General features: G+C 41.5%; 18 protein-coding genes and 1 pseudogene. 3 read left to right on the top strand and 16 right to left on the bottom strand.

What is annotated here, in order from left to right; genetic code table 11:
• Positions 1 to 53: 53 nt before the first annotated feature.
• The 14 genes and pseudogenes from nikB to LQ188_RS09060 all read right to left on the bottom strand — a co-directional run bounded on the left by nikB (position 54) and on the right by LQ188_RS09060 (position 16,090).
• Positions 54 to 1,007 carry a nickel ABC transporter permease gene (nikB, locus tag LQ188_RS09120; RefSeq protein ID WP_230176658.1) on the bottom strand — a complete coding sequence of 318 codons (954 nt, stop codon included), beginning with the start codon at positions 1,005 to 1,007 and terminating at the stop codon, positions 54 to 56.
• Positions 1,008 to 2,534: a nickel ABC transporter substrate-binding protein gene (gene nikA, locus LQ188_RS09115; RefSeq protein ID WP_230176657.1), complete on the bottom strand. Its 1,527-nt coding sequence runs from the start codon at positions 2,532 to 2,534 to the stop codon at positions 1,008 to 1,010.
• Positions 2,535 to 3,091: 557 nt separating this feature from the next.
• Positions 3,092 to 3,538 (bottom strand): OsmC family protein, encoded by a 447-nt coding sequence (locus LQ188_RS09110; RefSeq protein ID WP_230176656.1) that lies wholly within the window; start codon positions 3,536 to 3,538, stop codon positions 3,092 to 3,094.
• Between the two features lie 29 nt (positions 3,539 to 3,567).
• The gene (locus LQ188_RS09105) at positions 3,568 to 4,305 is read right to left on the bottom strand and encodes an amino acid ABC transporter ATP-binding protein (RefSeq protein WP_230176655.1); all 738 of its coding nucleotides are present in this window, start codon (positions 4,303 to 4,305) and stop codon (positions 3,568 to 3,570) included.
• A 15-nt stretch (positions 4,306 to 4,320) separates the two neighbouring features.
• Positions 4,321 to 4,965 carry an amino acid ABC transporter permease gene (locus tag LQ188_RS09100; protein WP_230176654.1) on the bottom strand — a complete coding sequence of 215 codons (645 nt, stop codon included), beginning with the start codon at positions 4,963 to 4,965 and terminating at the stop codon, positions 4,321 to 4,323.
• Positions 4,966 to 4,998: 33 nt separating this feature from the next.
• On the bottom strand, positions 4,999 to 5,829 hold the full coding sequence (locus LQ188_RS09095; RefSeq protein WP_230176653.1) for a transporter substrate-binding domain-containing protein: 831 nt from the start codon (positions 5,827 to 5,829) through the stop codon (positions 4,999 to 5,001).
• A 16-nt stretch (positions 5,830 to 5,845) separates the two neighbouring features.
• Positions 5,846 to 6,208, bottom strand: a complete 363-nt coding sequence (locus LQ188_RS27000) for a hypothetical protein (protein ID WP_363320587.1) — start codon at positions 6,206 to 6,208, stop codon at positions 5,846 to 5,848.
• 90 nt (positions 6,209 to 6,298) lie between these two features.
• Positions 6,299 to 6,418 (bottom strand): annotated as a pseudogene (locus tag LQ188_RS26995) (helix-turn-helix domain-containing protein); the annotation flags it as partial.
• A gap of 266 nt (positions 6,419 to 6,684) precedes the next feature.
• Positions 6,685 to 7,830 carry a mannitol-1-phosphate 5-dehydrogenase gene (locus tag LQ188_RS09085; protein WP_230176652.1) on the bottom strand — a complete coding sequence of 382 codons (1,146 nt, stop codon included), beginning with the start codon at positions 7,828 to 7,830 and terminating at the stop codon, positions 6,685 to 6,687.
• A gap of 5 nt (positions 7,831 to 7,835) precedes the next feature.
• Positions 7,836 to 9,926: a BglG family transcription antiterminator gene (locus LQ188_RS09080; protein ID WP_230176651.1), complete on the bottom strand. Its 2,091-nt coding sequence runs from the start codon at positions 9,924 to 9,926 to the stop codon at positions 7,836 to 7,838.
• Positions 9,927 to 10,013: 87 nt separating this feature from the next.
• A complete protein-coding gene (locus LQ188_RS09075; protein ID WP_230176650.1) occupies positions 10,014 to 11,957 on the bottom strand; it encodes a PTS mannitol transporter subunit IICBA in 1,944 nt (647 codons plus the stop codon).
• Between the two features lie 201 nt (positions 11,958 to 12,158).
• Entirely contained in the window at positions 12,159 to 13,451 is a 1,293-nt protein-coding gene (locus LQ188_RS09070) for a citrate:proton symporter (RefSeq protein ID WP_137018653.1), read from the bottom strand.
• A 351-nt stretch (positions 13,452 to 13,802) separates the two neighbouring features.
• On the bottom strand, positions 13,803 to 14,492 hold the full coding sequence (locus LQ188_RS09065) for a response regulator (protein WP_230176649.1): 690 nt from the start codon (positions 14,490 to 14,492) through the stop codon (positions 13,803 to 13,805).
• Entirely contained in the window at positions 14,486 to 16,090 is a 1,605-nt protein-coding gene (locus LQ188_RS09060; RefSeq protein ID WP_230176648.1) for a sensor histidine kinase, read from the bottom strand. Before LQ188_RS09060 ends, LQ188_RS09065 begins: the two co-directional genes overlap by 7 nt.
• Positions 16,091 to 16,263: 173 nt before the next feature.
• Between LQ188_RS09060 and LQ188_RS09055 the strand changes: the two genes are divergently transcribed.
• Positions 16,264 to 16,629 carry a hypothetical protein gene (locus tag LQ188_RS09055; RefSeq protein WP_230176647.1) on the top strand — a complete coding sequence of 122 codons (366 nt, stop codon included), beginning with the start codon at positions 16,264 to 16,266 and terminating at the stop codon, positions 16,627 to 16,629.
• Between the two features lie 35 nt (positions 16,630 to 16,664).
• Here the strand turns inward: LQ188_RS09055 and LQ188_RS09050 are convergent, their stop codons facing one another.
• Positions 16,665 to 17,048: a collagen-like protein gene (locus tag LQ188_RS09050; protein WP_230176646.1), complete on the bottom strand. Its 384-nt coding sequence runs from the start codon at positions 17,046 to 17,048 to the stop codon at positions 16,665 to 16,667.
• A 286-nt stretch (positions 17,049 to 17,334) separates the two neighbouring features.
• Positions 17,335 to 18,261 carry a DNA-3-methyladenine glycosylase gene (locus LQ188_RS09045; RefSeq protein ID WP_230176645.1) on the bottom strand — a complete coding sequence of 309 codons (927 nt, stop codon included), beginning with the start codon at positions 18,259 to 18,261 and terminating at the stop codon, positions 17,335 to 17,337.
• Positions 18,262 to 18,445: 184 nt separating this feature from the next.
• On the opposite strand from LQ188_RS09045, the gene LQ188_RS09040 reads away from it, so the two are divergent.
• Entirely contained in the window at positions 18,446 to 19,033 is a 588-nt protein-coding gene (locus tag LQ188_RS09040; protein ID WP_230176644.1) for a bifunctional transcriptional activator/DNA repair enzyme AdaA, read from the top strand.
• Positions 19,023 to 19,547 (top strand): methylated-DNA--[protein]-cysteine S-methyltransferase, encoded by a 525-nt coding sequence (locus LQ188_RS09035; protein ID WP_101223110.1) that lies wholly within the window; start codon positions 19,023 to 19,025, stop codon positions 19,545 to 19,547. Before LQ188_RS09040 ends, LQ188_RS09035 begins: the two co-directional genes overlap by 11 nt.
• Positions 19,548 to 19,588: the final 41 nt, after the last annotated feature.

Raw genomic sequence — 19,588 nt, 5'->3', positions numbered from 1 at the left:
CACCGTAAAAAGGACTGTCATTCTCCAACGCCTTTTGGATTTTTTTTTGATAACTAACTCCATTTTCCATGCTTCCTTTCCTTCAGTCTTAGCTCCGGGTTTAAATACCGATAAGATAAATCCACGGCACTATTAACCATGAATACAGTGATGGCCATGACCAACAGGTACCCTTGGATGACTGGATAATCCCGTGACCGAATCGAGTCCACGACCATCTTACCTATGCCTGGATAGGCAAAAATCACTTCGATCACCACTACACCGCCGATCAGGCTGCCAAGGCTGACACCGAATACGGTGATGACCGGGGGCAAGCTATAACGAAATGCATGGGCAAAGAATATCCGTATTTCTGATATCCCCCTAGATCTGGCAGCCCTGATGAAATCATGACTGAGGGAATCTATTAAACTCGAACGCAGCAAACGTACGTACACACTTGTGATGGCCAGTCCCAGCGTGACTGACGGCAGAATCAAAGAACGAAATCCGTCCCTGCCCATTGTTGGAAGGGCCCCCCATCGTACCGCAAATAAATCTATCAAGAGCAGCCCCAGCCAAAAGCTAGGAATGGCTGCGCCCAACAAAGAAACGGCACGGCTTATCTGATCAATCCAGCTTCCCCTGTACAAGGCAGCAAGCGAACCTAATGGAATGGCTATACCAAGCATGACAAGCAATGCGCCAATCGCCAGCTCAAGTGTTGCAGGCAGTCCGCTCATGATCATCTCCATCACAGGCTGATTCGTCAGATAGGAATGCCCGAAATCCAATTGGATAAAGTCCATAAACCAATCGCCATACTGCACTAACAGCGGATCATTGAACCCCAATTCTTCACGAAGCTCATTGACTTGCTCGTTTGTGATCGACACATCATCCACTTGAAGTATCGAGAGAACCGGGTCCCCTGGAGCAAGCCGAACAAAAAGGAAAGAGATGAATGTAATTACAAGGACAAAAATCACGACCTCAATGAATCGCCGGACTAAGATACGCAACATTCACTTCACATCCAGTTCATTCGTCAGCATGTAGTATTCGCTTCTCGAAGTGATCCAGTTTTCCACTTTATCGGCATCATAAGCAACAAGTGTATTCGGATGTAAAATGAATGAATTATACACTTGTTCATCCACATACATCGCAATCTCCTCAGCTAAATCCGAGCGCTTCTCCTGTCCGACCGTTGCGTTCAGCTCATCAATCAGGGACGTCAGGCGATCATCATCGGCCCCACTGAAGTTCAAGGCTCCCTTTGGATGGTAAGTAGCATTTAAATAATAACCGGCATCCCCGCGCGGAGCCGTTAAATTGCTGTAGGTCGTTAAATCCCAATCGCGATTGGCAGCCATATACTCTTCAGGGATTTCTATTTGCTTGATTTTCACATCAATCCCCAACTGGCCGGCATCCGATTGAAAAACTTGGGCAATTAACGGCAGGTCGGCACGTGAACTGTATGTAAGAAGTGTAAACGTTAACGGTTTGCCGTCTTTTTGCATGACACCATCCACTTTCTTATATCCCGCCTGATCAAGAAACTCCTTAGCCGCTTCCATTCCATTCTCTTTTTTCGGATAGTCCGGAGCAAAAGAGAATGTTGATGGAAATGGCCCAGTTGCCACTTCTGCATGACCATGTAAAATCGTATCCGCAATGGATGAACGGTCGATCAAGGCATCTATCGCCTTTCGGACGTGTATGTCCTGCAATGCTTTACGTTCCAAATTCATCGTCATTTGATGGACGCGGAAAGTGGATGTCGATTCAACCTTCACACCATCTATCGCCTTTAAATTTTCCAGGCTTTCCACTTCCGGACGGAAAACAATATCGGCGCCTCCCGATTCAAGGGCAAGAGACCGTGCATTGGCATCTTCATTAAACGAAAACCTGGCGCTTTCAAGCTTTGCGGCCCCATCCCAGTAAGACTCATAACGTATTAATTCAACAGCCGTACCTGGTATGAATTTCGAAACGGCAAATGGCCCTGTTCCTATCGGCTTGTTTATATAGTCACTTTCCTTCACGTCAATAATCGATGTATTTGGATGAACCAATTCAGAAGGAAACTCAGGAAAAGGAACCTCCGTCTTAATCGTCAGCGCATTTCCGTCCGCTTCAATCGACTCAATCCGCAAGGCATTCTTGATCGCCGGACTATCTTTCACCACCCTCTCCAACGAAGCCTTCACCGCTTTGCCATCCATCGGCTTTCCATTCTGAAAAGTCACACCCTCCCTTAACTCGAAATTCCATAATTGACCGTCCTTGCTATCCCAGCTTTTCGCCAGCCAAGGTTCGATGGTCAAATCCTCATCATTGAGATGCACCAATGTCTCAGTGATCCCAGCCCTTAGTGACACATAACTAGTATCGACATTCGGATCAAGCGAGCTAGTCGCAAAATTAAAAAGCAAGTTCACTTCCTTCTCCCCTCCCACTTCATTCGCAGACTCGGTGGAACAAGCAGCCAAAAGTAAGAATGCTAAACAAACAATAAAAATTGATTTACATTTCCTGAACACGATATATTTCCTCCATTACCTCAACTATTTTGACCGACACAAAATCGTATTGATTACGATTTAGATTGCAGCTTTACCATCATGACAAACGACGTAACACATCGCCGAATGCTTATCAGAAATCAAACTATGTAATCCTCCTCGAGAGTAAACATCCATTCACGAGTAAATGTGGTAAACTCACGAGTATTTGCTCCAAATTCACGAGTATTTGCTCCAATTCACGAGTTTTTGCTCTAAACCCTTGAGTAACAGCTCTAAATCTCTTGCAATAGCAACAAATTATTTAAAAATGCACCAAATTCTCTATTTATTGCACGAATCCTCCTTTTTCAATTCATTCTTTCAGTGCTTTTCGTCTAATAAATCAAAATGATTATGATTTACACTATAAAAAGATCCCTCTTATCTTGACTGTCTTTCATTATAAAACGTAATGATTACTGTTTACAAGGTTTTTTTAAATTTGCTAAAATTTATTCGTTCCCTTTTTTTCCTTAAAAACCACAAAAGCACAGTAGAGATTTCTCTACAGCGCTTTTGAAAGGTTAAAAATATTATTCTACTTCGTTCTGATCAGTTACCACTTTCGTTTGCTCTTCTCCATTTAAAATAAGCCGGAATGAGATATTGGCTTTCAAGGAATCTGATACTGCACAGTATTTCTCTTTTCCTAGATCGATTGCTCTCCAAATTCGTTTACTGTCCACTTGTCCATCAATTATGAAAGTCACAACAATGGATGTGAATCCTTTTGGCAATTCTTCTTTTCTCGTACCATCTGTTTCAATTTCAAGCTTGTCCACAGATGACAAATAAGGTTTCAGTATCATCGTGACATCTATTCCAATGCATCCAGCTAGGGAAGCTAAAAGCATTTCTGTTGGTGTACACCCTTTACCTTCGCCTCCATATGCAGGTGTTGCGTCCATATTGACTTCATAACCTGAATCTCCAACAGCTGTGAAAGCACGCTGGCCATTCCATTTTGTTACCACTTTCATGATAATTCCTCCCGCTTTCCTTATATTAACTACATTTTCTTCAAAAATTTCTTGGCTCGATCAGTTTGTGGTTGTGAAAAGAATTCCTCTGGTGAACTTTCTTCAACGATGACACCATCTGACATGAAGACGATTCGATCAGCGACTTCCTGAGCAAATGTCATCTCATGAGTAACAATAGCCATGGTCATTCCATCATGAGCGAGTTCTTTAATTACAGCCAACACCTCATCTACCAACTCTGGATCTAATGCAGACGTTGGTTCATCGAACAATAAGATATCCGGTTCCATTGCAAGTGCTCTGGCAATCGCGACCCTTTGTTGCTGACCTCCAGATAATCGCGAAGGATACACATCTTTTTTATCAATCAAACCTACTCTTTTTAACAGCGTTTCCCCTTTTATCACTGCATCATTTTTCGACCACTTTTTCACAATTAACAGTGCTTCGATAACATTTTCCAATACCGTTTTATGCGGGTATAAATTGAATTGTTGAAAAACCATTCCCGTATGTAGACGGACCTTTTTAATTTGTTTATTGCGCACTTTATGACTTTTTTTCGCATCAACGACAATGTTGCTCACTTCAATAGTTCCACTCGTCAATTCTTCCAGTCCATTTATACATCGAAGCAATGTACTTTTACCTGAACCACTCGGCCCAAGAATCACAACAACTTCGCCGCTGTTCACTTGTAAATTAATATCTTTCAACACTTCTAAGGTTGAAAAACTCTTCGATAGGTTACTGATGTTTATCATTCTACATCTCCATACTTAGTCATATATTGATAACCTTTTTTCAATTCTTTCCAACACAAAGGAAAATCCTGTACCCATGATCCAATACATTAGTGCAATCGCTAAATAAAATGGCATGTACACATAGTATTGGGCAATTAATAATTGAGCAGATCGCAATAATTCGGTAACCGTTATAACGGAGACAAGCGATGTTTCTTTTAACATCCCAATGAATGTATTGCCAGCTGGCGGGATGGCTACCCTAATCGCTTGCGGAAAAACAATTCTGCGCATCGTTTGATATGGTGTCATTCCAGATGCATATGCCGCTTCATATTGCCCTTTAGGGATGGATTGAATCGCCCCGCGCAATGTTTCAGAAAGGTAAGCCCCGATGCTGATACTTAACGCAATATAAGCCGCTGTTAGTGGTTGAAGATTAAAGCCGTAATCAGCCAGTCCATAATACACAATAATAATTTGCACCAAAGTGGGCGTACCTCTTATGATGGAAACATATGCACGAGCCATCCATCTAATAAATTTATTACCTTTTAATCTTGCTACCGCCACAATCACAGCAATAATCGATCCAAAAAACATTGAAATAATGGTGATAAGGAGCGTATAGTATGCTCCCTTCAATAAAAATGGCAGGTTAATCCAAATAACATCCATAAATTTGCTTGTATCCTTTCTACTACTATCGGTTTATTCTTGTGGCTCTTCCCCAAACCATTTCACAAAAATCTCTTTATATGTGCCGTCTTCTTTCATATCAGCTAGATGTTTGTTCAATTCTTTCAATAATGATTCATTGCCTTTACGAATCGCGATTCCTGCTTTATCAGATTTAACCGGATCACCAATAGCCTTGATCTTAAATCCATTACTCTCTACAACTGGTTTCAACGCATACATATTATTGATGGTTGCATCAATTCTTCCAGAGTCCAAATCCTTTAATGATGTAATCACGTCATCATATGTTTTAATCGTAAAGTCTCCCACTTCCGGAAGCAGCTCTGTACGAAGATATGTTTCATCATTAGTTCCTAGCCCCACTCCAATGTTCTTGCCTTTGAAATCTTTTACAGACTTAACCGTATTATTATCTTCTTGAACTATTACCTTCACATTGTTTGTGATATATGGTTCTGTAAAATCCATTTGTTTTTTGCGTTCATCAGTAATGGTCATTTGACTGATAACTGCATCAAATTTTTTAGTTTGTAATCCTGCTACCATACCTGAAAATTCTTGGGAAACAAATTCAACATCCACTCCAAGTCGTTTGGCCAATTCCTTCGCGATATCAGCATCAAATCCATCCATCTCTTTTTTTTCATTTAAGAAATTGTATGGCTGATATGTACCCATAAGCCCTACTTTAAGGGTTCCGCGATCTTTGATTTGTTGTAATAAATCTGCACTGCTTTCTTTATTTTCGCTTGCCTTATCGTCTTTCGTACCACATGCACTTAATATCAAAGTAAATGCTACTAATAAAACTAATGTAAGGTATGAATATTTTTTCTTCATAATAATCTGTCTCCTTTTATGTTCCTAATAATCCAAAAAATTCGAATCTAACCATTTCATTAGCCAGCTCAGCCGTTGTTCTGCTTCGGATATGCGAACCATCTGAGACCGGCCCGAATAACCACCTAGATAGGATTCCTTCAAATAAACTCATTAATAATGCAGCTTGTAAACCAGAATCCCTTTCCGGTAGAATGTTTAGCTCCATTGCTCTTTTAATATTATTCTCAAAAGCTTCTTCCACCTTCAATCGAGTATCAATGATCGCCTGTTTAAGTGACTCTTCACCATCAATTCCCTTGAATATCATTTCCATCATATATCGATTAGATTCCGAAAAATCAAACAACTCCACAAATAACTTTTCAGAGGAATTCAAAACATCCTGAACTGTTCCAGGAGATTTCCGATGTCCGTGTGCTACTACTTCCAGAAGTCCGATCCGCCCTTGTTGAATAATTTCTAAAGCAATAGCTTCTTTACTTTTAAAATGCCAATAAAAAGTACCCTGTGCAATGCCCGCCTCTCGAACGATGTCAGAAATCTTCGTTTTATGATAACCAAGTGACGCAAAAAGTTGTTGTGATATCTCTAATATTTGCTCTCTTCTATCCTGCTTTTCTTGAGTAGAAATTCTTTCTCACCTCCCGATTGATTAGTCAGTCAGTATTATCATATAAAATTCCTGCACTGTAGTCAATTATCTTTAGTGGTTTAGTTGGTATTGTATTATTTCCTTCTGAGCATTGTAAACCGCATTCAATCACGATAGTAAGCACAATAAGCCCTTTTAACAATTTTCCTATTTTTAAAAGCTCCTGAAAATTCATTTCAGGAGCTTTTAACTTAAATTATTTATTTTTTCAACGCATTGTAATGATTGACAACCTCTTTTGTTATTTCATTGCTTTCACCCAATCCGCTAACTTCCTTTAGTGCTGACGCTACACCGTGTTCTTTGATCATCGTTTGCAGTTTAAGGGCTTCTTCATCTTCGTTAAAATCAAAGAGTAAAGCGGACGCTATCGCTTTCGCCAGATTAGTATAGGAAAGGCCGGCTTTCTTTGCTTCTACGGCAGGGCGCACAAGACGGTCGTTTGGCCCGAGCTTACGCAGCGGTGAACGTCCGACTCTATTCACCGAGTCATTCAGGTAGGAGTTTTTAAAACGATTAATGATTTTTTCGATATACTGCTGATGCTCATCTGCGTTCAAACTGTATTGCTTTATTAAATAAGCGCCCGTTTCCCCTAGGGTTTTCTTGACTTGCTCTACAATGCCTGCGTCCTCCAATGACTGGTCAATCGTAGATTTTTTATTTTTGAGATAACCGAGGTAAGCAATTACGGCGTGTCCTGTATTAACGGTAAAAAGTTTTCTTTCAATGAATGGAGCGAGTTCTTTTACAATGGTCATCCCTTCAACGGCAGGAATGCTTTCCTTCGTTTCAACGACCCATTCATAATAAGGTTCCACCAAAACATCGAGTGATCCTTCGTTATTTTGGATAGGAACAATGCGATCGACTGCTGAGTTAAAGAAGTAGACTTTATCGGTAAGTTTTTCTTTTGTATCTTGATCCAAGTTTTCTAGAATGTAGCCTTCTAAAAGGTCTGTTGCCGATATTTGGTTTTCACAAGCGATCACATATAGTTTTTCATCGGTTTCCTTCACTCTTGACGCTAACCCTTTTGCAATTAAAGGAGCGATATGAGGCAAAATATTGGGACCGATAGCAGTGGTGAGGTAGGTTGCTCCGGAAATTGCTTTTATGATTTCCTCTTCCTGCTTTAAACTGTTTAAACCCGAAACATTTTCTACTGTGACGGATTCTTGTTGATCAGTGGCCAGTTTGACTTGATATTGCTTTTTATCATTTAACTGGTCGATTATTTGATCAGCTATATCTACAAATGTCACATGATATCCAGATTGTGAAAAGAGGGCTCCGATAAAGCCTCTTCCAATGTTTCCTGCACCGAAATGTACTGCTTGTTTCATTACAATCATCCCTTTATCAAGTTAGTATATAAATAATCCAAAAATATGGCTTCCAGCCTTCTGTTAATCATTTCTTCGTCTGAAGATGAAAAAATCATGATGGATTCATTGCTTTCAATTAAGCTTGAACTTATTAAACTGACTATTTCCTGCTGCTTCACACTTAATTCTTCAGGTGCCAGCATCAGCAGTAAATTTTTCATATGGACGTCATTTCCGTCCATACCTTTGACCAGACGATATTCATCCAGGTGGGCCACCTGGAATATCAGTTCTTTTACATTCTTATGTCTCGTATGGAAAAGGCCCATTCCAGTGCCAGGAATGCCTAAACCGCCTTTTTTTTCCCGTTCCTTCAAGGATTCGACCACATCATCCGCACCCATTAACAGTTCTTCCGCTTCTGCCATCCTGACCATTTCTTCAATGATCTCTGGATGTCCTTTCAGATGCGGCAGCCGATAAAACCGGAAATTATCCATGATCGACTCGATGCTCTGCTGGGCATCCTTCAATTCCTGCAGCACTTCTTTCAATTCGCCATCCTCTTTTTTTGTCACGGTATCCTTATGGGCTGAATGACTGCCATAACGCTTATTCTTCGTGAAGTTTTCGATATTCTTCCTTAAATAATTCCTGATGTTCAATATATTCTCTTCACTCAAAAGAGGGGATACAAGGATATAATCACTATCGATATACGGAAGCCGGACGGTAGAAATGATCACATCGTAGTTTTTCAGGCTGCCTTGCTGCTGGATGTCTTTGATCGTCTTGATTTCTACAGTCTCGATTTCGATTATTTCTTTTTTGATCCGGCTTGCAAGCATCTTCGATGTACCGATACCTGTCGGGCAAACGATGAGAGCCCTTATGGATATTTCTTCCTCCCGGAGCACTAATGCAGATCCGAAATGAAGGACGATGAAGGCTATTTCATCTTCAGGAAATTCTTTTATTTCTGTGAATCCCTTTTCCAGACTGGTCTTCACTGCCAAAAAGAGAACCGGATACTTTCGCTTAATATCTTCGGTTAAGGGGTTGTACAATCCCATTTCCTGTTTGATCCGGAAAAGCGATGGTTCCATATGGGCAAGGAGCCCTTGATACAATGGGAAATCCATGGTCAAATCGATTTGCAGTTGTGCCGAAACATCTTTTATCAGGTTTCTTATCAGCTGGCCAAGCAACACACTGTCATATGGAACGGCATCTGCCGCATGAAGCTTGGACCCTTTAAGGATGGCTGCCAGGTAGCTTATATCATCGATGGTAAAAGAGACTTCCAGCTTTGTGCTGAGTTCCTTGCCTATTTTATTCATGAGATTATTCTCATCGGAAAGTTCGCTTATTTTCTTGAAGTCCTTCTCCAAAAAAAATTGGCTTTCATTCCTTTGCAGGGTTACATAAATATGTACTATTAACCCTATATACCCGCTATCCGCCAAACGGGAATGGACACGGTTAAAAGTTGAGTTCAGCACCCCATCGATAGCCAGAAGATATTCGGGATCGAAATAGTCGAGGATTTTCGCTTCTGGAAATTTTCCTTCTTGCAGCAAAAATAAACTTTCAATCAGCTCTTCATTAAAAAAGTGCAAGAAATAGGCTGCCTGTGCTTTCCGTTTATTTTCTTCGGTGCCGGCAAGCTCTATCCCGACTCCCCTTTTTCTGGTAATCACGATATTAAAATTCTTTAACCATTCAGTCAGTTCGTCCAAATAGGTTGTAAGAGTCGTTATGCTTATACCGAGATCCCCCGCAAGAACTTGAGTTTTATATGATTCTTCCTGCAGTAAAGCTAAAAGGAGATGCAGCTTTCTTTCTTGTGGCGTTTGATCGATCGGATGATTGCCCATCAGGTGCTGTACAAGCCGAAAGACTTGTTCATTCTTCCCGTCGATGGACAGGCCCTCATGTGTATTGCGTGTTAAATTCAACTCAAATGATTGCAGGATTTTTTCTATGGACTTCAGATCGCGTTGAACTGTCCGGACACTAACATTCAATTGTGTCGCAATGGATAAGGCTGTATGTTTTCCTGAAGTTTTTATGATCAATTCTATGATTGATTTTTCCCTTGAAGTAATATACATGCTACCAACTCATTTCAGGTGGAGTAACACGAGAAAATACTGAATAGAAAAGCGTAAAACGCTTTTCTATTCTTGGTTTAAGAGTATTTAATTATTTTCGACATTTATAATATCCATCAATTCCCTGGCTGATGTTGCTTTAACCATCTTTTCAATATTCTCCATCTCAGAGCAGGTAACTGCAATGCCAGATAGAATTTCAAGATGTGTCCCGTCCTTGCCGGCAATGCCGAATATCAATCGTGCCTTTTGGCCGTCAAAGTCGACACCATCAGGAATTTGTAAAACGGTAAATCCAGATTTAAGGACATCTTTCTTAGCTTCCTCGGTTCCGTGCGGAATGGCTACATCATTCCCCATATAGGTTGAAGTCAATTCATCACGGGCAATCATTGCTTCAATGTAGCTTTCCTTAACGTAACCTGCATTAACCAAAGCTCTTCCCGCAAAGCGGATCGCTTCTTCCTTATTGGCGAATTGTTGATTAAGGAAGACGTTTTCTTCACGAAGCAATTCATTATCATCCTGCTCCTCCTCGTTGATGCCAGGCTCGATTGAATGTTCACGAACACCGGGAACCTTCTCTTCAGCATCTTCGACGATTTCATGCAGCTCATCGGTACCGTCATCCTGAAGCCGTGCAAGCAATGAATCGTATTCAGGGCTCGATAGGAAATTATCGACGGATACATGATAAGCATTCGGGACTTTATTCTGTGCCCTTGGAGTTAGCTCTTCCTGTGTAATGACGATTTGTGCATCTGCAGGAATGTTTGAGATCGCCGTATTTGTAACAGTGATATTCAATCCGGCTTCCTTCACCTTCTTGCGAAGCAGCGAAGCCCCCATCGCACTTGATCCCATCCCAGCATCGCAGGCAAATATTATTTTGTTGACGTTTGCTGGCATCGTACCCGGATCTGAAGCGAATACATCGGCAACAGAGCTTTTCTTGCCTTTCATTTCTTGCATTTTTTTCGCGGCATCTTCAATATTCTCTTCAGATTGCTTTCCTGTTTTCAGGATGAATGCACCGACGATGAATGAAACGATGGCCGCTACGATCACGCCTGCAAAGTTAGCAATATATGCTCCCGCATTATGCGGAGTTACCGCTGTAATGGCAAGAATGCTTCCTGGAGATGCTGGAGCGAACAATCCTCCGCCTAAAAGGACCAAAGTGAAGACTCCACTCATGCCTCCAAGAATGACTGCTAAGAATAACATCGGCTTCATTAGGATATAAGGGAAATAAATTTCATGTATCCCGCCAAAGAAATGAATGATGGCAGCTCCTGGTGCCGATTTCTTCGCCGTTCCCTTTCCAAAAAAGCAATAAGCAAGCAGTACGCCGATACCTGGTCCAGGATTCGATTCCAGAAGGAACAGGATTGAAGCCCCTGTTTGTTTAACTTGCTCTACACCGATTGGTGATAGTACACCATGATTGATGGCATTGTTCAAGAACAATACCTTGGCAGGCTCGATCAGGATACTAGTTAACGGCAGTAAACCTGTACCGACAAGCCAATCTACTCCTGCAACAAGCCAGCCTGTAAATACGTCTACAGCAGGACCGATGGCCAAGAAGGATAGAATGGACAATAGGCCGCCAATAATTCCTGCTGAGAAATTATTAACAAGCATTTCAAATCCGGCTTTTATTTTCCCTTCAATCAATTGATCGAATTTCTTGATGACATAACCGCCGAACGGTCCCATTATCATGGCTCCAAGGAACATCGGGATGTCAGATCCGACGATGACGCCCATTGTCGCAATGGCACCGACTACGCCGCCTCGGTGGTCATGGATTAGCTTACCACCCGTATACCCAATTAAAAGCGGCAGTAAAAACGTAACCATCGGTGTAACCATTTTGGCAAGGCTTTCATTTGGCAGGAAACCAGATGGAATGAATAGGGCAGTGATTAGCCCCCATGCTATGAAAGCTGATATATTCGGCATGACCATTGAACTTAGAAAGTTACCGAACTTTTGAACTGCAACTTTTATATTAAAGTGAGCCATTTTGCTCCCTTCCCTTCATATTAATATAGTTTCCTCTAATCTTAAGGTACGTACCTTCCGCATTCAATAAAAGAAAAAGCTAACTTTGTCGCGAAGGAGAAGACAAACATAATGTATCTCACTTTTCCAGATTTATTCAGCGCTTGATGCAGACAGAAAAGAGCCCCGTTCGCAACTTGACGAACGGGACTCTTTAGAATCTTATAGTGGGATGATTCCCAATAGGACACATACCACTATCATGACAAGCGTCGAACCGCATGCCCATTTAAGGAAAGTTCGCTGCAATGCACCGAAATCCTCCCCTACCATTCCAACCAATAGATAGGTGGATGGAACAAGCGGGCTTAATAGATGGACGGGCAAACCTAATAGTGAAGCTCTGCCGATCAGGGCAGGGTCGATTCCATAAGCAGCTCCCGCTTTAGCAAGTAATGGGAGCACACCATAATAAAATGCGTCATTAGACATGAAGAACGTAAAAGGTGCTGAGATGATGGCTGTGATGACAGCAAAATGTGCGCCCATTTGATCTGGAATATGCTGAATCAAAGAGTTTGCCATGGCATCGACCATTTCCGTACCGGCAAGGATTCCAGTGAAGACACCTGCTGCAAAAATCATCGAAATTACAGATAAAGCATTGTCCGCATAGTTTGCCACACGCTCTTTCTGATCACTGAGTTTCGGATAATTAACCGTAATGGCAATTGCGAAACCTACCATGAACAGAACTGCTGAAGGCATAAGTTCCATAATCAACGCAACCAGCAGTGTAAGAGTCAATGCGTAATTGAATATTATCAATTTAGGACGCTTAAGATAAGCATCTTCCGTTGCAGCCGCGTGCTGTGCCACAGCCCGATAATCGACTTCAATGATCCCGATTCTCTTTCTTTCTTTTTTACCCAGGCAATATGCCATGAAAAGGACGAATAGGACTCCGCCAATCATTGCAGGAATGACAGGGGTGAAAACATCGGACATTTCAAGTTTTAAAGCGGTCATTACCCGTGCTGTAGGGCCTCCCCAAGGAAGAAGGTTCATGACTCCAGATGACGAAACAGCAATACCGGCCAATACTAGCGGTCTCATTCCAATCCGTTTATATAGCGGAAGCATGGCTGAAATCGTTATCATATATGTAGTCGTACCATCTCCATCCAAGGAAATCAGCAAGGCCAGGACTGCCGTGCCGATGGCAATTTTCACCGGATCGCCTTTTACAACCTTAAGAATCGTATTGATGATCGGGTCAAAAACCCCAGCATCAATCAAAATGCCAAAGAAAAGGATCGCAAATAAAATCATGATTCCCGTTGGCGCGACGTCTTTGATTCCTTCCAACGCCATCTCACCCATTTTACCGCCAAACCCGCCAATAAGTGCAAAGGCACTTGGTACTGCAATCAAAGCTATCATGGCTGAAAGTCGCCCTGTCATAATTAAAATCATAAACACTAATATCATCAAGTATCCTAATAAAGCGAGCATATGATCACTCCTTAATTTCTAATTTTCTAATTTTCTAAATTGTATATGAAATCACTTTATCTGTAAGCGTTTTCAATTTATTGTGTTTTAAAACTATTAAATTAATTGTGTTCATTGTGTTCATGGAGGCGATTTTCCAGAGTGAACCAGACTCCATTCCCCGGGTTGAATGGCGGGTTCTTTAAGGAAAAGATACGATTATTAAGCAAACAGTGACTAAATCTTTATGCATTGCAGAGAATTTCTAAACTAACTCACATTGCTTTTTTTGAAATCTTTCAAACCATTTTAACCGTTGTACAGCATGCATAAAAAAACACCTCCAATCGTGAAGGTGTTCCACATTTAATTCTATTGAATTTTATAATATCTTCGTTCAGGTCTTCCCACTACCCCGTATACGACTTCCGCTTTACATTTCTTAACGGATATCAAGTATTCCAGATAGCGTCTCGCGGTTGTCCTGGAAGCACCGATCTGACCGCTCACTTGCTCAGCCGACAAACCGATATCGCTTGCTTCGAGTACCTCGATCACTTTCGCCAAAGTAATTTCGTCGACCCCTTTAGGCAATGATTGTCCATCGTTCGTTTCCGAAGCGGAAGAACCCTTTTTCAAAATAAGGTCAACAAAATCCTGATCTATTTCTTGTTTGGATTTCATCAGATGGACTTTCTTCAGATACTCTTCGATACCTTGGTTGAAGCGCTTCATTTCCACTGGTTTAATTAAATAATTCTCTACACCATAGTGAAGCGCCTTTTCAAGTTGTTCTTTATCCGTTGCCGCGGTAATCATGATGATATCCACATTCGGGAATTTTTTCCGTATGTCCGGAAGGAGGTCTGTACCAAGCTGATCTGGCATATAAACATCAAGCAAAAGCAGATCCGGGCTTTTTTGTTCCAATATCCGAAGCGTTTTTTTGGCATTGACAGCTTTTCCGACCACTTCTATTTCATCAAAGTTTTTCAGGAATTTTTCATGGATATCCGCTACACGAAAATCATCTTCTGCGATGACTGCTCTTATCTTCAGCATCCTTTCCCTCCTCTCTGTTCTTTAGGAAGATACACGGTGAATATGGTGTTGCCATCCTCGCTGTGGACTTCGATAATGCCGCCAAGCTCTTTTACGACATGATCAGCATTCGAAAGTCCATAACCACTCGGACTTCCGCTGTTTTTCGAAGTGAAACCCCGATTGAAAATATGGGCGATCGCATCCTCTGGTATTCCTTTTCCGTTATCACTCACCTCAAATACCATATCATTTCCGATATCTGTGGCGAAAAATTTCACAAGCGGCTCTTCCGTGCTTGAAACCGCTTCTAATGCATTGTCGATAATATTGCCTAGAATCAATGTTAGTTGAGACAATTTTATATGATCAGGCAGTTTCTCTAGGTAACTTTGTGCGTCTATTTCAAAAAAGATCTTCTTCTCCGATGCCTTCCCTATCTTACCAAGTAAAAGGGCTTGTACCTTTGTATCCTTTATCTGTTCGAACACGACACGGTTCAGGGAATGCAATTCGGATGTTTCGCTTTGAATCATTTCTATCGCTTCATCGTATTCTCCTAATTGTATCAATCCTGAAAGGACGTATAGTTTATTGGTAAATTCATGGGTTTGTGCCCTCAAATCCTCTGAATGCATCTTCACTTCAGATAATGTGTTGACCATTTCCTCAATTTCCGTTCGATCACGGAACGAAGCGACAACACCGCTTACCCCTTCACTATCGAAGATTGGCGTGCAATTAACGATAACGGATTTGTCTTTCCATGAAATCTCCTTATCCACTTGCGGTTCACCGGACTTCAGCACTTCGAATAAATATTTCGAAGGAAATAGGCCATCCACGTTATCCACGTTCAAATGGCGAACTGACTCTTTAATATCCAGCAATTTTTTCGCCGGCTGATTCATCGAGGTAATCGACCCATTTTGGTCAATGGCCAGAATACCTTCTTTCACCGAATGCAGCACTGCATTTTTTTCTTTATATAAATTGGCGATTTCAAATGGTTCCAGCCCCAATGTATCTTTACGTATGCTCCTTGCCAGCATATAACTGCCAATGATCGATATCATGATGGCCACTAAAGATACAATCATCTCTTTGGACAAATCCTTGAAAATTTGGGCGCGGACATCGTCCACTAAAAAACCGACGGAGACGATTCCAATTATTTTTCCAGCCTCATTGAATACCGGTGACTTCCCCCGAATGGAAAGTCCGAGTGATCCTGCCGCCTCGGAGACATAATATTCGCCTTCCCGAATGGCCCTGCTATTATCCCCGCCTTCCATCCGCTTCCCAATTTCAGAAGCCAGCGGATGGGAATAGCGAATTCCCTCTGCATTCCCTACAACGATGAACTCAGCCCCTGTTTCCCTGCGGATCTTTTCGACAATCGGCTGGATTATGCCAGCGGGATCGTTAGTTTCAAAGGCATCTGTAACTGTAGGCATGAAGCTAACCGTCTTTGAAAGCTCCAACGCCAATTGACCTTTATCCTTAGCTATTTGCCTTCCTTCCATATAGGAAAAAGAAGTAGTCAATAAGATAATCAAAAAAAGGCTCAACGATAAGACTAACCCGAGAATCTTGGTTTCCAGCGATACTTTCCTCATTTTCAACAGCATCCTCTATTTTCATTTTCATTCACTAAATTTTATAGGAGCATAATGATTTTACCATTTCTATTAAATATTGAACATTGTTGGCCGTTTATTTCGCCACATTCAAAAATGAAAGGATTTAAGTAACAAAACAAGGTATAATTTAACAAAAAGGGGAGGGTGAAATGAATTTCTTGAATCCTTTTCAAATGATTTATATGATCATCATAACCCTTTTGCTGATTTACGATTTTTTTCCAGTCTTTTTTCTTTCTGATATCGTGTCACCCGAGGTACTTCTTGGGGTTATGATAGGATTATTTCTGAGTGTCCTTTTTAAGAAAGATGGTCACGCCAATAATGGTGCGAGAATCAAGGAGCAGGTGTTTTACACCTTGTATCTCCTTTCCGTAGTGGGAGTGTTGACCGCTTTAGGTGGAAAATCAGCTATAGGCATTTCTCTTACTGATGTATATCTTTGGATAGCACTGCTTCTGTCTTGCTACCCTACCTTTTCGTATTGGAAGAAGGCAAAACAACCTGAAACATAAAATGCTCAAAGGAAGCATCTCCTTTGAGCATTTTATCAAAAACAGCTAAAAGAATTGATTTGTCTTGTATCGATACCAAAAAACGTCCAGAACCTGCCATTCCACCTGAAACAGGCAACAGAACGCGGACCGACAAAAATGGGATAATACCAGAAACTCGCACCATTGTTTAGCCATATAAAAGTATTCCTGAACAGACAAAACGAAATGGCACCTGGATCTACGGCAAATGTTGAAGCCGATTGCTGGTGGGGGATAAACGCTGGCGGGGGAGCTGTTGGTGCTTGCGAACCCGGCGGCGGTCCTGGTTGACCTGGAAATTGAGGCATACCAGGGATGCCCGGAAAGCCGGATAGACCGGGAAACTGCCGTTCAAGATAAGCTTGATCTTCATAATGATACGTTGGGTACATATACATGGTCATTCACCTCTATAAGATTGAATGTAATAAGTTATGATATATGAACTCAACGGAAATGCTTTAACTTAGAAAATGGAGATATATCGACGAATTCTATAGTTTTATCTCCGAAATTGGAGTTATATCGACGATACTTACAGTTTTATCTCCGAATATAAGAATATATCGACGAATTCTATAGTTTTATCTCCGAAAATGGAGATATATCAACGAATTCTATAGTTTTATCTCCGAAATTGGAGTTATATCGACGATACTTACAGTTTTATCTCCGAAGCGGTATTCAATATAGCAATCTCCATAAATAGAAGGTCGCGTAGGATTCCCAATCGGCCCACGCTTCCGAAAGTTTCAGGATTTCCGTTTTCGTTGGTTTTGCTTCCGTTTGCATGACCAGTTTCATGGAATTATGCAGCCCGACATCATCGATGGGAAAGGCTGCTGGAAAACGTAAACAGCTCATTAAGACATAGTTCGCTGTCCACGGGCCGATTCCCCGTATATTGGTCAGCATTTTTTCAGCCTCTTTTACATTCTTTGCAATCAACAGCTTTTCTTTAGTAAGTTCCCCTTCTGCAATCAGTTGAGCAACACCTATTAAATATTCACACTTCTTCACCGTCATCCTCATATCGGCAAAATCTTCGACCGTCAATTTCGCAATCACATCTGGCGTCGGAAACAGCCAATATTGCTTTCCTTCGAATTCAACAAAATCACCAAATCCCTCCACAAGCCTCCGCTTCAAGGTATAGGCATAGGTCAAGTTAATTTGCTGACCAAGTATTCCCCAGGCAATCGCTTCAAATAAATCGGGGATGCCCATATTTCTCAAACCGAAGAATTGGCTTGCCGGCTTTTGCAATATAGGGTCATTTCGGGCCAATTCATAAAAAGGAAGCAGATTTGTCTCAAGATCGAACCAGTGACGAACGTATTGGGAAACAGCATCCTTTACCTGATTATCCATCGGTGCAGTTCGCCCTGGAAACCGGACGGTCAGCTCCGTTTCATTCATCGCACTGATTTCTATTAAAAGAGTCTCGTTTTCGGCAACAAGTGCTCGATAAATTTTTTGATCAACAATATCGAACAGACATTCATTGGAGGATCGTGATAAGTATTTAAGATTTTCCGAAAAACTGAACTCCTTTGGTGCACGAATTCTCAATTCAGTCTTGACTTCATCATTTGATAATTTCTCTTTCATTCCGCTCCTCCTTTAGCTTTATTCTAATGAAAGGTGAGTACGTTATCTCGCTCCTTCCTTCATGCAACTCCCTTATTTTAACAGACCAATAGTGTTCTTTTCTAACTCGAACAATTACGTTATCTTGCTTTTATATTATCAAAATGGTTGTATATCAACCCTTTCTTGTATACTAAATGAAGAGGTGAATGCAGTGAATCTTTTCCCGAATGAATATTGGAAAGCTATTATAGATTGTGATGCCGCATATGATGATCATTTTTTATACGGAGTAATTACGACAGGCATCTTTTGCAGGCCCTCCTGTAAATCCAGGGTGCCGAATAAGGAAAACGTGAAGATTTTCAAAAATGCCATGATGGCTTTGGAAGAAGATTTCCGGCCTTGTAAACGATGTAAACCGGAAGGAATGAATTTGCCGACGGAAGAATGGGTTGAACAAATAACCGAATGGATCGACACCCATTACAGCGAACCCCTCACTTTGAACAAATTGGCGGATATTTCTCACGGCAGCCCCTATCATTTACAACGTTCATTCAAGCGCGTGAAGGGGATATCGCCCACTGAATACATTCAACGGCTTCGCCTTGAAAAAGCAACGAGGCTGCTGGAAAACTCCGAACAGCCGATAACCGAAATAGGCTTGGCTGTGGGGTTCTCTAGTACACCCTATTTCTTGACGCTGTTCAAAAGAAAAATGGGGAATACCCCTTCAGAATATCGGAATGCTTATCTCAAAGCTTTGGAGCGTGAAGAAAATGAAGAATGATAAAGAACAAACCATTGACTGGGCCATATTGCATTATGATAAGTGGCAATTATATGTGGCCAAGACGGAAAAAGGGCTTTGCTATGTAGGCTCTCCGGATCAAACGTATGAAGAACTGAAGTCTTGGCTACAAAAACGCTTTCCAATGGCGAGCCTTGTTGAAAATGAGAAAGCATTAAATCCCTATCTAAAAGAACTACAAGAATATTTCGAAGGAACCAGGAAGACTTTCTCTCTTCCCGCAGATGTAAAAGGCACGCCCTTTCAACAAGAAATTTGGGCAGCGCTGAATCAAATACCCTATGGAAAAACCTGTTCCTATTCCGATATAGCCCAAATCATCCAAAGACCTGCAGCTGTTCGGGCGGTTGGTACGGCCATTGGTGCCAATCCTATTCTAATCACAGTGCCCTGTCACCGGGTTATCGGAAAAAACGGGGCCATTACCGGTTACCGGGGAGGCACGGAGATGAAAAAATATCTACTTCAATTGGAAGCAGAAATGAAAGCGTGAGTACAATCTGACCGCAAAAAAAGCATCCGACCATAAGGATG

This window comes from Peribacillus sp. Bi134 (assembly GCF_918698065.1).
GTDB lineage: Bacteria > Bacillota > Bacilli > Bacillales > DSM-1321 > Peribacillus.
The sequence above is the reverse complement of the archived record's forward strand: the minus strand, read 5'-3'. Positions and strand labels throughout refer to the sequence as shown.